The 12803-nt window shown below is 64.6% G+C and carries 13 protein-coding genes and 2 tRNA genes; 11 read left to right on the top strand and 4 right to left on the bottom strand.

Annotated elements, in window-relative coordinates; genetic code table 11:
• The coding region (locus ABNS06_RS03325) for an alpha/beta hydrolase fold domain-containing protein (protein ID WP_348672547.1) at positions 1-452 on the top strand (452 nt) is incomplete at its 5' end.
• Between the two features lie 187 nt (positions 453-639).
• Positions 640-1824 (top strand): beta-propeller fold lactonase family protein, encoded by a 1185-nt coding sequence (locus ABNS06_RS03320; RefSeq protein WP_348672546.1) that lies wholly within the window; start codon positions 640-642, stop codon positions 1822-1824.
• A gap of 61 nt (positions 1825-1885) precedes the next feature.
• Here ABNS06_RS03320 and ABNS06_RS03315 read toward each other — a convergent pair whose 3' ends face one another.
• Complete coding sequence (locus ABNS06_RS03315; RefSeq protein WP_348672544.1) at positions 1886-2314, bottom strand: cupin domain-containing protein; 429 nt, start codon at positions 2312-2314, stop codon at positions 1886-1888.
• Positions 2315-2459: 145 nt separating this feature from the next.
• Between ABNS06_RS03315 and phhA the strand changes: the two genes are divergently transcribed.
• From phhA to ABNS06_RS03270, 9 genes are all read left to right on the top strand, one after another.
• Positions 2460-3254 carry a phenylalanine 4-monooxygenase gene (phhA, locus tag ABNS06_RS03310; protein WP_348672543.1) on the top strand — a complete coding sequence of 265 codons (795 nt, stop codon included), beginning with the start codon at positions 2460-2462 and terminating at the stop codon, positions 3252-3254.
• A gap of 55 nt (positions 3255-3309) precedes the next feature.
• Entirely contained in the window at positions 3310-4428 is a 1119-nt protein-coding gene (hppD, locus tag ABNS06_RS03305) for a 4-hydroxyphenylpyruvate dioxygenase (protein ID WP_348672542.1), read from the top strand.
• Between the two features lie 4 nt (positions 4429-4432).
• Entirely contained in the window at positions 4433-5581 is a 1149-nt protein-coding gene (locus ABNS06_RS03300) for a homogentisate 1,2-dioxygenase (RefSeq protein ID WP_348672541.1), read from the top strand.
• A gap of 18 nt (positions 5582-5599) precedes the next feature.
• Positions 5600-6616, top strand: coding sequence for a fumarylacetoacetate hydrolase family protein (locus ABNS06_RS03295; RefSeq protein ID WP_348672540.1), 1017 nt, complete (start codon positions 5600-5602; stop codon positions 6614-6616).
• On the top strand, positions 6616-7257 hold the full coding sequence (maiA, locus tag ABNS06_RS03290; protein WP_348672539.1) for a maleylacetoacetate isomerase: 642 nt from the start codon (positions 6616-6618) through the stop codon (positions 7255-7257). Before ABNS06_RS03295 ends, maiA begins: the two co-directional genes overlap by 1 nt.
• Positions 7254-9182: an acetoacetate--CoA ligase gene (locus ABNS06_RS03285; RefSeq protein ID WP_348672538.1), complete on the top strand. Its 1929-nt coding sequence runs from the start codon at positions 7254-7256 to the stop codon at positions 9180-9182. Before maiA ends, ABNS06_RS03285 begins: the two co-directional genes overlap by 4 nt.
• Before the next feature lie 45 nt (positions 9183-9227).
• Positions 9228-9303, top strand: a tRNA-His gene (locus ABNS06_RS03280).
• 64 nt (positions 9304-9367) lie between these two features.
• Positions 9368-9443, top strand: a tRNA-Lys gene (locus ABNS06_RS03275).
• A 576-nt stretch (positions 9444-10019) separates the two neighbouring features.
• Complete coding sequence (locus ABNS06_RS03270; RefSeq protein WP_348672537.1) at positions 10020-10376, top strand: hypothetical protein; 357 nt, start codon at positions 10020-10022, stop codon at positions 10374-10376.
• Positions 10377-10599: 223 nt separating this feature from the next.
• Here ABNS06_RS03270 and ABNS06_RS03265 read toward each other — a convergent pair whose 3' ends face one another.
• From ABNS06_RS03265 to ABNS06_RS03255, 3 genes are all read right to left on the bottom strand, one after another.
• Complete coding sequence (locus ABNS06_RS03265; protein ID WP_348672536.1) at positions 10600-11178, bottom strand: cytochrome c; 579 nt, start codon at positions 11176-11178, stop codon at positions 10600-10602.
• On the bottom strand, positions 11175-11792 hold the full coding sequence (locus ABNS06_RS03260; RefSeq protein WP_348672535.1) for a cbb3-type cytochrome c oxidase subunit II: 618 nt from the start codon (positions 11790-11792) through the stop codon (positions 11175-11177). The genes ABNS06_RS03265 and ABNS06_RS03260 overlap by 4 nt, the downstream gene beginning before the upstream one ends.
• Positions 11789-12803: cbb3-type cytochrome c oxidase subunit I (locus ABNS06_RS03255; protein ID WP_348672534.1), on the bottom strand; the 1015-nt coding region annotated here is incomplete at its 5' end. The genes ABNS06_RS03260 and ABNS06_RS03255, both read right to left, overlap by 4 nt.

Here is a 12803-nt window from a genome sequence, read left to right as displayed (position 1 = left end):
CCGTGGTCACGCAGCGCGCACGTCGGCAGGGCGGTCCGGACCTCATCGGGCAGTTGCTGATCTACCCGGCGACCCAGGCCGGCGAGATGACCCAGTCCATCATCGACAATGCCGAGGGCTATCTGCTGACGCAGGCCGACATGGCCTATTTCTTCGGCCACTACGCCGGCGATGCACCGGACGTGACCAACCCCGATCTCGCGCCGCTGCGGGCCGATGATCTGTCCGGCCTGCCGCCGGCCTGGGTGGTGACCTGCGAGTTCGATCCCCTGCGTGACGAAGGTGAGGCTTACGCCGCAGCGTTGCGTGATGCGGGTGTTCCGGTCCAGGCGCGGCGGATCGATGGAGCGATTCACGGGTCGTGGAACTTCTACGCCGTGTTGTCCCGGGGCGGGGAAATCATGAACGACGCGGTGGAGTGGCTGAAAAACCGTTACGAGGCTGTCGTCTGAGTCACAGTTGAGCCTGCCGGGGAGGACCGACTTCACAGTTGCCCGGGCCGGCAGTCTCCAGGATCGCCTTCCATCGGTCGTGTCCGTTTTTGCGGTTGCATCCCGTATTGGGCTTTGTCGCCACCTGGTGGCGCACGACTCGGTGAGCGCTCAAGCGCTCTCTTTTCTCAAGGGAGGAACCCTGACGATGTTGCAAGGACGTTTGATTTCCGTGGCCCTGCTGGGCGCGGCAGCCACACTGGCCGCCTGTGATGACACCACCGACCCGAACGGGCAGAGCGGGGCGGTGTTCGCGATGACCAATGCGGCTGAGAACAACCAGATCCTGGGCTACCAGCGATCCGACGAAGGCGCGCTGACACTGATGGGGATGTTCTCCACCGGTGGTCTGGGCAGTGGTCCCAGCCAGGTGGCGCCGGCCGCGCCACTGGGTGCTCAGGATCCGATCGTGCTGAGCGAGGACAATGCCTTCCTGTTCGTGGTCAATGCCGGCAGCGACGAGATCTCCACGATGCGCGTGCTCGACAACGGCACCGCCAGCCTGGTGGGCAAGGTCGCCTCGGGAGGCGATTTCCCGATCAGCATCGCGGTGAACAACGATCTGCTCTACGTGCTGAACGCCGGCGGCCCGGGCAACATTTCCGGTTTTCGTATCGGCGAGGACGGGCTGCTGACGCCCATCGCGGGTTCCACGCAACCGCTCAGCGGCACCGACACGCCGCTGCCCGATGACGCGGTGCTGCCGGCCACGATCGACATCAGCCCGGATGGCCGCTTTATCGCGGTGACCGAGAAGGCGACCAACCTGATCGACATCTATCTGCTCGACGGCAACGGCGTGGCCGGTGCGCCGATCGCGCAGCAGACTGCGGTGCCGACCCCGTTCGGCGCGGAGTTCGATCTCAATGGCTTCCTGATCGTCTCCGATGCCAACGTCGATCCGGGCACCGGCATGCCGACGCCGGAGGTGTCCTCGGTCAGCTCCTACGCCGTCGGGACCGACGGGATGCTCAGCCCGGTGACCACGGCGGTGTCGACGCTGGAAACGGCCGCATGCTGGATCGAGATCACGGCCAACAACCAGTTCGTGTACACCACCAACACCAACTCCGGTTCGGTGACCGGCTTCCTGCTCGACGGTGACGGTGCGCTGACCTCGCTGGACCCCGAGGACGGCAAGACCGCGCAACTCGCGCCGACCAGCATCCTGCTGGAGATGGCGATCGGCGGGGACTACCTCTACGTCCTCGCGGCCGGTACCGGTGAGATCAACGGCTTCCGGATCGGCGGCGACGGCGGGCTGACCGCGGTCGACGGCGGCACGGTGGGCGGCCTGCCCGGCGCGACCACCGAGGGTCTCGCGGCGTTCTGATCCGCCACAGTGCATGATCACGACGCGCCGGCCTTCGGGTCGGCGCGTTCGTGTTCGCGGACTATTCGATGGGTGTCGTGGTCACCGGGCCGACGCCACGCACCTCCATTTCGGTCGCTTCGACCACGAGTTCGCGATGCGGTTTGTTGGCGGGCACCGAGACGAACGACCCGGCATCCAGCCGGTGCTGCTCGCCGTCGTATTCAAAGATCACCGCGCCGGACAGAATGGTCGAATTCAGATCCGCCGAATGGGTGTGGAAGCCGGCGTCCAGTCCCGCGGGTGCCCGGATGCGATAGACGAAGGGGCCGGACGTGGCCGGGTCGCCGAGCAGCAGGATGCGGTCGAGGCCGGGCCGCAGCTTCGTCCACTGCATGTCGGCGGCGGTGACGCTGCGAATGGACGTGGCGGTTTCCGCGCGCGCCGCCGCGGTGACGACCAGCGACAGCGCGAGAAGGCCGAGCCCGGCATGCCGAAGTCTGCGATTCATGGACGTTTCTCATGTTGGCGTACAGGGTCGGATTGTAGGACGGGATGCGGTAAAGGCAGCGCAAATCCCGACCTCGTATAATGCGAGCCATCAACAATGACGCGGAGGGGCCCCGGGGATCGGTGCCGTTCCGGTGGAGACAACCATGGGCAAGAGTACGGACTACACCGCTCGCCAGCCCGACGCTCACGGTGTGGTGCACTACACCGAGGAAGAGAATGAAACCTGGTCCATCCTGATCGAGCGCCAGATGGCGGCGATCGAGGGCAAGGCCTGTCAGGCCTTCATGGACGGCTTGCAACGCCTGGCTTTTCCGACGGACCGGATTCCCCAGCTGGACGATGTGTCCCGGGTGTTGCGTGCCGCGACCGGGTGGTCGGTGGCCCGCGTGCCGGCGCTGATTCCGTTCAGCGAATTCTTCCAGTTGCTGGCGAATCGCCAGTTTCCGGCGGCCACGTTCATTCGCAGGCGTTCGGAGCTGGACTACCTCAAGGAACCGGACATCTTTCACGAGCTGTTCGGCCACACCCCGCTGCTGACCAATCCGCATTTCGCCGATTTCACCGAGACCTACGGACGCCTGGGTCTGGCGGCGAGCAAGGAGGAACGGGTGTTTCTCGCCCGGCTGTACTGGTTCACCGTCGAGTTCGGGCTGATCGACTCGCCCCAGGGCTGTCGCATCTACGGAGGCGGTATCCTGTCGTCCATCGGAGAGACGGACCATGCCCTGTCGGATGTGCCGCTGCGTCGGCCGTTCGAGGTGATGGATGCGCTGCGCACGCCGTATCGCATCGACATCATGCAGCCGCTTTACTACGTCATCGATTCGCTCACCTGCCTGTCCGAACTGACACGCATGGACCTGATGACGCGTATTCGTGACGCACGGCGACTCGGGCTGTTCGATCCGCTCTATCCACCAAGGGCCGCGACGGCCTGAGGCTTCAACAACATGACGCGGCGTTCAGAAACGTCGCGGGCCGGAGAGACGACAAATGAATGCAATGGCACAGCAGCAGATGAGCAATCCGCCGCAGCAGGGTGGCATCAACCCGCTGGGCACCGACGGTTTCGAATTCGTCGAATACACCGCGCCGACGCCGGAAGGGATCGAGCAGCTCCATGCGCTGTTCCGCTCGCTGGGCTTCCAGGCGGTGGCGAAGCATCGCAGCAAGGACGTGACGCTTTACCGCCAGGGGGACATCAACTTTCTGGTCAACGCGACGCCGTATACGCACTTCGCGGCCTTCGCCCGCGCCCACGGTCCCTGCGCCTGCGCCATGGCCTTTCGCGTCAGGGATGCCCGCGCCGCGTTCGACTACGCGGTGTCGCAGGGCGCGGTGCCGTTCGACTCGCCGACCGGGTTCATGGAACTGAAGATTCCGGCGGTCTACGGTATTGGCGATTCGATTCTCTACTTTGTCGATCGTTACGGCAGCCACTCGATTTACGACGTCGATTTCCAGCCGCTGCCGGACGTCGAGGACCAGCATCCGACTGGTGTCGGGCTCAAGCTGATCGACCATCTGACCCACAACGTCAATCGCGGCAACATGGACGTCTGGTCCGGTTACTACGAGCGGATCGGCAACTTCAGGGAAATCCGCTACTTCGACATCGAGGGAAAGATGACCGGGCTGTTCTCGCGGGCGATGACCTCGCCCTGCGGCAAGATTCGCATCCCGATCAATGAATCCTCGGACGACAAGTCGCAGATCGAGGAATTCCTGCGCGAGTACAACGGTGAGGGTATCCAGCACATCGCGCTGGCCACCGAGGACATCTACGCCACCGTCGAGGCGCTGAAGGCGGCCGGCACCGAGTTCATGGACACGCCGGATACCTACTACGAGAAGGTCGATGATCGTGTAGCGGGTCACGGTGAGGACATCGACCGGCTCAAGCGCCTGCGCATCCTGATCGACGGCGCGCCGGTGGAGGGCGATGGCATCTTGTTGCAGATCTTCACGCAGACGGTCATCGGCCCGATCTTCTTCGAGATCATCCAGCGCAAGGGCAACGAAGGCTTCGGCGAAGGCAACTTCAAGGCGCTGTTCGAATCAATCGAGGAGGATCAGTTGCGCCGAGGCGTGATCCAGGCCGACGCGGGCTGAGCGCATGTCCCGCCGCTGGATTCAGTACCCGCATCGCGAGGGCACGATCTCCCGCCAGGCGCATGCGGACCTGCCTGACGAAGCGCCTTACGAGCGCGAGGCCGGGCGCTCCGGCTTCTTCGGGCCGACCGCGCATTTCCATCACAAGCGTCCGCCGACGAGCTGGACACGCTGGGAAGGCGAGCTACGGCCACGAGCCTACGATCTGACCGCGTTGATCGGCGCAGGCCCGAGCCCCTGGGATGCGCCGGTGCTGCTGGCCAACGCGGCGGTGCAGTACCGGCTGTGGACGCTGGACCAGGCGATGCCGGCACTGGCGCGCAACGCCGACGGTGACGATCTGCTGTTCGTCCACGCCGGTGGCGGGTCGCTGTTCTGTGACTACGGCCATCTGGAGCTGGAGCAGGGCGACTACGTGGTCATCCCGCGCGGCACCATGTGGCGTCTGGAGCCGGCCGAGCCGATGACGCTGCTGATGATCGAGGCGACCAACGACAGCTACCGGTTGCCCGAGAAAGGCCTGGTCGGACCTCAGGCGATCTTCGACCCGGCGATGCTGGACGTGCCCGCCATCGATGATGCGTTCAAGGCGCAGCAGACCGACGACCCCTGGACCGTCGAGATCAAGCGCCTCGGTCGGGTGTCGCGGGTGTACTACGACTACAGCCCGCTGGACGCGATCGGCTGGCATGGCGATCTCGCGGTGTCGCGGATCAACTGGCGGCACATCCGGCCGCTGATGAGTCATCGCTACCATCTGCCGCCATCGGCGCATACGACCTTCGTGGCCAACCGCTTCGTCATCTGCACCTTCGTGCCGCGACCGATCGAATCCGATCCCGGCGCGCTCAAGGTGCCGTTCTTCCACAACAACGACGATTTCGACGAAGTGATCTTCTATCACGCGGGTGATTTCTTCTCGCGTGACAATATCGAACCCGGCACGATCACCTGGCATCCCAGCGGCTTCACTCATGGCCCGCACCCCAAGGCACTGGCTGCCGGCCGCGCCCATGCCAAGACCTTCACCGAGGAGGTGGCGGTGATGCTGGATACGCGCGATCCGCTGGCCGCCGGTCCGGCACTGGACGGCGTTGAACTGACCGCCTATGCCGACAGCTGGCGTGTCGCTGATGCACCATCCGACCCATGATTCTGACAAGGACACCGAATGAAACTTGCGACCCTGCGTGACGGCACCCGCGACGGACGCCTGCTGGTGGTCAGCGGCAGTCTGCGCGAGGCCGTGCTGGCGCCCTACACGACGCTGCAAGCCGCGCTGGACGACTGGGAGGAGGCGGAGCCGCAGTTGCAGATGGCGGCCGACGCCCTGGCCACGGGCCGCATGGACGACGCCTTTCCGTTCGACCCCGCGGCCTGCGAGTCGCCGCTGCCCCGGGCCTACCAGTGGGCCGACGGCAGCGCCTACGTGAACCACGTGGAGCTGGTGCGACGTGCCCGTGGGGCCGAGCTGCCGGAGAGTTTCTGGAGTGATCCGCTGATGTACCAGGGTGGCTCGGACAGCTTTCTTGGCCCGCGCGACGCCATCGAGATCTTCGACCGGGGCTGGGGCGCGGACTTCGAGGCCGAGATCGCCGTGGTCACCGATGACGTGCCCATGGGCGCGTCCACCGAACTGGCCGCCGAGCGCATCCGGCTGATCATGCTGGTCAACGACGTGTCGCTCAGAAACCTGATCCCCGGCGAACTGGCGAAGGGTTTCGGCTTCTTCCAGAGCAAGCCGTCCAGCGCGTTCTCGCCGGTGGCGGTCACGCCGGATGAACTGGGCGGCGCCTGGGACGGGCGCAAGCTTTACGGCGTGATGTCGACCGACCTCAATGGCGAAGCCTTCGGCCGGCCGGAGACGGGGGAGGACATGACCTTCGACTTCCCGCAGCTTGTCGCTCATGCCGCGCGCACGCGGAATCTCACAGCCGGCACCATCATCGGCAGCGGGACGATTTCCAACCGTGGGGACGACGGCGGCCCCGGCAAGCCGGGGAGTGACGGCGGACGAGGGTACAGCTGCATCGCCGAGCGGCGCATGCTGGACAAGATCGAGACGGGCGAATTCCGCACGCCGTTCCTGGAGGACGGCGACACCGTGCGCATCGAGATGCTGGACGACGACGGCGACAGCATCTTCGGCGCCATCGAGCAGACCGTGGCTGAAATCGAACGACGCTGATGCAGCTTTACAGCTACTGGCGCTCGTCCTCCAGCTACCGCGTCCGCATCGCGCTGGAGCTCAAGGGGCTGGACTACGGCATCGTTCCGGTGCATCTGGTCCGCGACGGCGGCGAACAGCACCGGGACGACTATCGGCGGCTCAATCCGCAGGGATATGTTCCGATGCTGGTGCATGGCCCGCACCGCATCACGCAGTCGATGGCGATCATCGATTACCTGGACCGGGTGTTCCCGGAACCCGCGCTGACGCCGGACGACCCCGGCAAACGGGCCACGGTGCTGGCGTTCGCCCAGACCATCGCGGCCGACATCCAGCCGCTGCAGAACCTCAGCGTGCTGCGCTACCTGACCGAGACGCTGGGTCACCCGGACCCGGTCCGCGTGCAATGGTCCGCGCACTGGATCTACAAGGGGTTGCGGGCGCTGGAGTCCGTTGTTGCCGAGCATCCCCGCCACGCTTGCTGCTTTGGTGACACACCAGGGCTGGCGGAGGTCTGCCTGGTGCCGCAGATGTACAACGCCGAGCGCTTCGGCGTTGATCTCGACGCCTTGCCGGAACTGGTGCGCGTGACCAACCATTGCCGCGCGATGCCGGCGTTTCAACGTGCCCATCCCGACTGCCAACCGGATGCAGAATGACTGAACCACTCTGGACCCCGTCCGCCGAGCGGATCGCCGCCAGTGGACTGACCCGATACGCCGAATCGCTGGCCGAGCGCGGCATCGGCCCCTTCGCCAGCTACGCCGATCTGCATCACTGGTCGGTCACCGAGCGTGCGGCCTTCTGGCGCAGCATCTGGGAGTTTGGTGGCGTGCTTGGTGATCGCGGGCCGCGGGATGTGACCAGCCCCGACGACGCCATGCCGGGCACCCGGTTCTTTCCTGACGGCTGGCTGAATTTCGCCGAGAACCTGATCGAGCGCGGGCGTGACAGCGATGTCGCGATCATCGCGACCGGGGAGGGCGTGGAGGACCGTCTGATCACCCGGGCGGAGCTGCGCCGCCGCGTGGACGCCGTGGCCGGCTGGTTGCTGGATCAGGGTGTGAAGCCGGGCGATCGGGTCGCCGCGGTCATGCCCAACCTGCCGGAGACCGTCATTGCCGCGCTGGCCACCGCCAAGGTTGGTGGCATCTGGTCGTCCTGCTCACCGGATTTCGGCATGCAGGGCATTCTCGACCGGTTCGAGCAAATCCAGCCGACGATTCTCATCGGCGTCGACGGCTACCGCTACGGTGGCAAGACTTTCGATGTGCGCGACAAGCTGGAAGCTGTCCACGCCGCGCTGACCACGGTCAAGCGCGTGGTCATGGTCAGCTATCTCGGTGAGCCGCCGGCGCAGAGCTGGATTCCCTGGGCGGACGTGACATCGGATGGCTGCGAATACCTGCCGCTGCGCTTCGATCATCCGCTCTACATTCTGTTTTCCAGCGGAACCACCGGGCAGCCCAAGTGCATCGTGCACGGTGCCGGGGGCACCCTGCTGCAGCATCTGAAGGAACACCAGCTTCACGCCGACGTCGCTCCCGGCGACCGGGTGCTGTACTTCACCACCTGCGGCTGGATGATGTGGAACTGGCTGGTCTCCGCGCTCGCCAGTGACGCCACGGTGGTGCTCTACGAGGGCAACCCGGCCTACCCGGGGCCCGAGGTGCTGGTCGACATCGCCCAGCGTCATCGGGTGACGCTGCTCGGCGTTTCGGCGGGCTGGATCAATGCCGTGCGCCAGGCGGGCCTGTCGCCGGCCAGTTCGCATGATCTGGGCGCGCTCAAGAGCATCTGCTCCACCGGCTCGCCGCTGTCACCGGAGGGCTTCGCCTACGTCTACACGTCGATCAAGGCGGACGTGCAGCTCGCGTCCATTTCCGGCGGCACCGACATCGTGTCCTGCTTCGTCCTCGGCAATCCGACGGCGCCGGTGTACATGGGCGAGATCCAGTGCGCCGGGCTGGGCATGGCGGTGGATGTCGCCGACGAGAACGCCGAGTCGCTGCCGCCGGGCGAGAAGGGCGAGCTGGTTTGTCGCGCGCCGTTTCCGTCCATGCCGGTCGCGTTCTGGAACGATAGCGACGGCTCGCGGTATCGCGGCGCCTACTTCGAACACTTTCCGGGTATCTGGCATCACGGCGATTTCGCCGAGAAGACCGAACATGGCGGCTTCATCATTCACGGCCGCTCGGACGCCACGCTCAATCCGGGCGGCGTGCGTATCGGTACCGCGGAGCTTTATCGCGTGCTGGAGCGGATGCCGGAGATCGCCGACGCCGCGGCCATCGGTGCCCAGGTCGACGGCGAGGTGCGCATCGTGCTGTTCGTCGTCACGGCGGATGATGTCGAGCTGGATGACGAACTCGCGAAGCTGATCCGCACGCGCCTGCGTAGCGAGGCCTCGCCGCGTCACGTGCCCAGGGACATCTTCGCGATCCCGGCGATTCCCAAGACGCGCACCGGCAAGACTGCCGAGCTGGCGCTGAAAACCTGGATCGAAGGGGGCAGCATCCGCAACCGTACCGCGCTGGTCGACGCGAACCTGTTCGATACCGACCCGCCCGCATTGTCACCCTGAAGCAATCTCACTATACTTCGCGCCCCGCCGATTCGGCGGTCGATGGTGGGCGTAGCTCAGTTGGTAGAGCCCCGGGTTGTGATCCCGGTGGTCGTGGGTTCAAGTCCCATCGTCCACCCCAGTTTTTGGCGATCGTCCATCGGTCGCAGGCTCGCGCCACAGGCCGGGCACATGAAGAAGGTTCGGGGCCGTTAGCTCAGTTGGTAGAGCAGGTGACTCTTAATCACTCGGTCCGGGGTTCGAATCCCTGACGGCCCACCATATAAATGCTTTAAAAGCAGGCGCTTGCCGGATTCGGCTGGCGCCTTTTCTTTTTCTGGTCGTGTTGATTCTACGTGGGTGCTGCCCGGGTGCATTTCTCCGACGGACGTAACAACATTCTGGCTTGAATTTGGACCCTGTGGCTGAAGAATGGAGCGAAGCCTAGTGAGACTGGCACAAGTGAATTTGTACTAACGGAGTGTTTGTATATACAATCCTGCTTCACGCCGATGAGTACTTGGGACGTGGGTTTGGAAATTAGCGAACGCGTGCTCAGGAAACTTCGCGACAAACACAATGTCTCGAGAGATGAGATCGTACAGTGCTTTGCTAACCGACTCGGCGGGTCTCTGAAAGACACTCGAGAGAAAAACCGAACCGATCCACCGACCCTCTGGTTCGTAGCCGAGACCGACATGGGCCGCTTGCTAAAGATTGTGTATATACGTGCCGATACTGGAGTATTTCACATCAAGACAGCGTACGCGGCCAACGAAGTCGAAATTGCTATCTACAAGCGCGTTGCAGCGGTTTGCTTCTGACGCATCGCGCCCAAATCTACAACTCGGAGAAACCATGACCACCAAAGCCAAAGCGCAGAGCTACCCTGAGGAACCTTGGGAAAGCGGCGAGCTTGGCAGATCACTTGAGCACGCCGAATTGGCCTCTGACGACGAAAGCGGGGCTGATGAGGTTGACTCTGCTCTACAGCTCGTGCCTATCTCAATCCGACTCGAGCGCTCACTTATCGATGCGTTCAAGTACATAGCGTCACACAATAAAGGCATTGGCTATCAGCCCTTGATGAGGCAGGTTCTCAAGCGTTTCGCTACGGGAGAGATCAAGAAGATCGCCGCAGAACTGGAAGCCGTCGAGCGCGAGGAGCGTAAAGCGGATGCCCCGCATAGCCAAGTCGACAAAGTCGCGTCGTAAGCCTTGGCAAATCATGTAACAAGAGCTCAGCGTACGCTGGGCTTTTTTGGGGCGGCGCGGCAACATGGGCGCATGTCCTAGGACTGGTTAGCGGAACGTAGTATTCGCTGCACAATATGGTCAAAATTAGAATCCTTGACGGACAGCCAAATAAAACAACAAGTTAGCCCCGCTTCTTGCGGGGCTTTCTTGTTTCTGGCGGCGAGAATGCGGGTCGGGTGAATTACGGTTCACCCAGGCTATCGAGGAGTTCCTCGCCGCCTTTCCACGGCGTTGTCCGGTCCGCGTGCTGCTTGCGGGCGGTGGCGACCTGGTCCGCGCTGATCGCGGCCGCGCCGTTGCCCCAGCTTGAGCGGATATGCGTCAGCACTGCCGCGATTTCGGCATCGCTCAGTTGGGCGAAGCTGGGCATGATGCCGTTGTAGGTCGTGCCGGCGACGTCGATGGCGCCGCTGATGCCGTGGAGCAGGATCTGCGCCGGGATGTCGTGGTTGTCGCTGACCACCCATTCGGAGCCGGCGAGGGGTGGGAACACGCCGCCCAGGCCGGCGCCGGTGGGCTGGTGACAGGAAGCGCAGTTGCCCGCGTAGACCGCGGCGCCGTCTACCTGCGCGTTGGGATCGACGACGATGGTGGACCGGCGGTCGCCCGCCGCGGCCGGGTAGCCGGTGTTCTGGAAGTAGTACGACGCGCCCCAGGCGATCAGTGCCAGCGACACGATCGCCACCGGCCACGGCACCGGGTTATGCAGTTCCTCCGGCTCGTGGGTTTCGCGTTCGCGCTGGTTGGTCGGTTCCGTCATGGCTGCGCCTCCGCGTCGGTCTTCTCCACGGTGGGGATCACATCCACCGGATAGTTGCGGTCCAGCTCCTTCAGGTACTCCACGAGGTCCAGCGCCTCGGGCCGCGCGATCACGGTGCCGTGAGGCGGCGCGAAGGCATCCGGCAGCTTGACCACGACGTCGTCGGCGGTGACTACGTCCGTCACCTCGAACAGAAACGGATAGGACGGCATGGTGCTGTGCTCGACGACGGCGCGCGGGTTGTACAAATGCGTCAGGTGCCAGTCCACGCTGGGCTGGCGGGCGCCAATGTTCAGCAGGTCCGGCCCGGTGCGCATGGTGCCCAGCAAGTGCGGGTAGTCGTAGGCGTAGTCGCCCGGCACGGCGGGCCTGCCCCAGCCGCGGATGCCGTCCGGCGCCTGGCCCGGGTCGCGCGGCTGCTGGCTGTGGCAGTACACGCAGCCAAGGCTGACATAGGTCGCCCGGCCACGCTGTGCCTGCTCGGAATAGGGCTTGAGCCCGGGCGACGGATGAGACGGCGTCTGCAACTGCACGGCCGGCATGATCACGATCATCAGCGTGGCGAACAGCAGGATGATCGCGGCGGCGGCGATGATGCCGAGGGCGCGGGTCATCGTGCACCTCCGGTCCAGCCGCCGGCCGGGAGCTGAACGGCACCCTCGCGCTTCGGTCCCTCACGGCGTAGCGCCATCAGGAAGTGCGTCGCGAACAGGATGTGCCCCAGCGTCATCAGGCCGCCGCCCACCGAGCGGGCGACCAGATAGGGCTGGGTGATGAGCACGGAGTCCATGAACGGCCGGCCCGGGTCCAGCATCGCCAGCCCCTGCAACCAGCCGCCGATGGTCAGCGGCCAGAAGTAGACCGCGAAGCCGCCGAATACCAGCCAGAAATGCGCCGCGATCGCCCAGGAATAGGGCCACTCCCAGCCGGTCAACCGCGGCAGGATGAAGTAGATCGACCCGAACATGACGAACGAGAAGAACCCATACACGCCCATGTGGGCATGGGCCACGGTGTAGTGGGTGAAGTGCGTGACGGTGTTGACCTCGCGCAGCGATTCCATCGAGCCCTGGAACGACGCGAAGGTGTACATCATCGCGCCCAGCACGACGAAGCGCAGGGTCGGGGAGTGCAGCAGCAGCCGCCAGTGCTTCGCCACAGTCATGTGGTGGTTGACCGCCACGGCGATGACCGGGATGGACATCATCACGCTGTGGACGATGGAGATGGTCACCGCCCAGGTCGGTACCGGGCCGCCGATCAGGTGGTGCAGGCCGACCTGCGAGTAGAACAGCGCCAGCGCCCAGAATCCGATCAGCGACAGGCCGTAGGAGTAGATCGGCGCGCCGACGATCTTGGGGATGAAGTAATAGGCCGCGGCCAGGCCCAGCGGCGTCATCCACAGGCCCAGCACGTTGTGCGCGAACCACCAGTTCAGCATCGCCTGCTCGACGCCGCCGAACAGGTTCGGGATGTTCGCGGTGATGAACAGCATCGGGAACCACACCAGCGCCGCGATCAGGTACCAAGAGCTGACGTACAGGTGCTGCACCCGCCGGCGCAGCAGCGTGAGGATCAGCGGCACGGCCGCCAGCGCGCCGCCGGCCACCAGCAGAATGTCGGTG

The sequence above is a fragment of the uncultured Abyssibacter sp. genome (assembly GCF_964000955.1).
In the GTDB taxonomy this organism is placed as follows: domain Bacteria; phylum Pseudomonadota; class Gammaproteobacteria; order Nevskiales; family OUC007; genus Abyssibacter.
The sequence above is the reverse complement of the archived record's forward strand: the minus strand, read 5'-3'. Positions and strand labels throughout refer to the sequence as shown.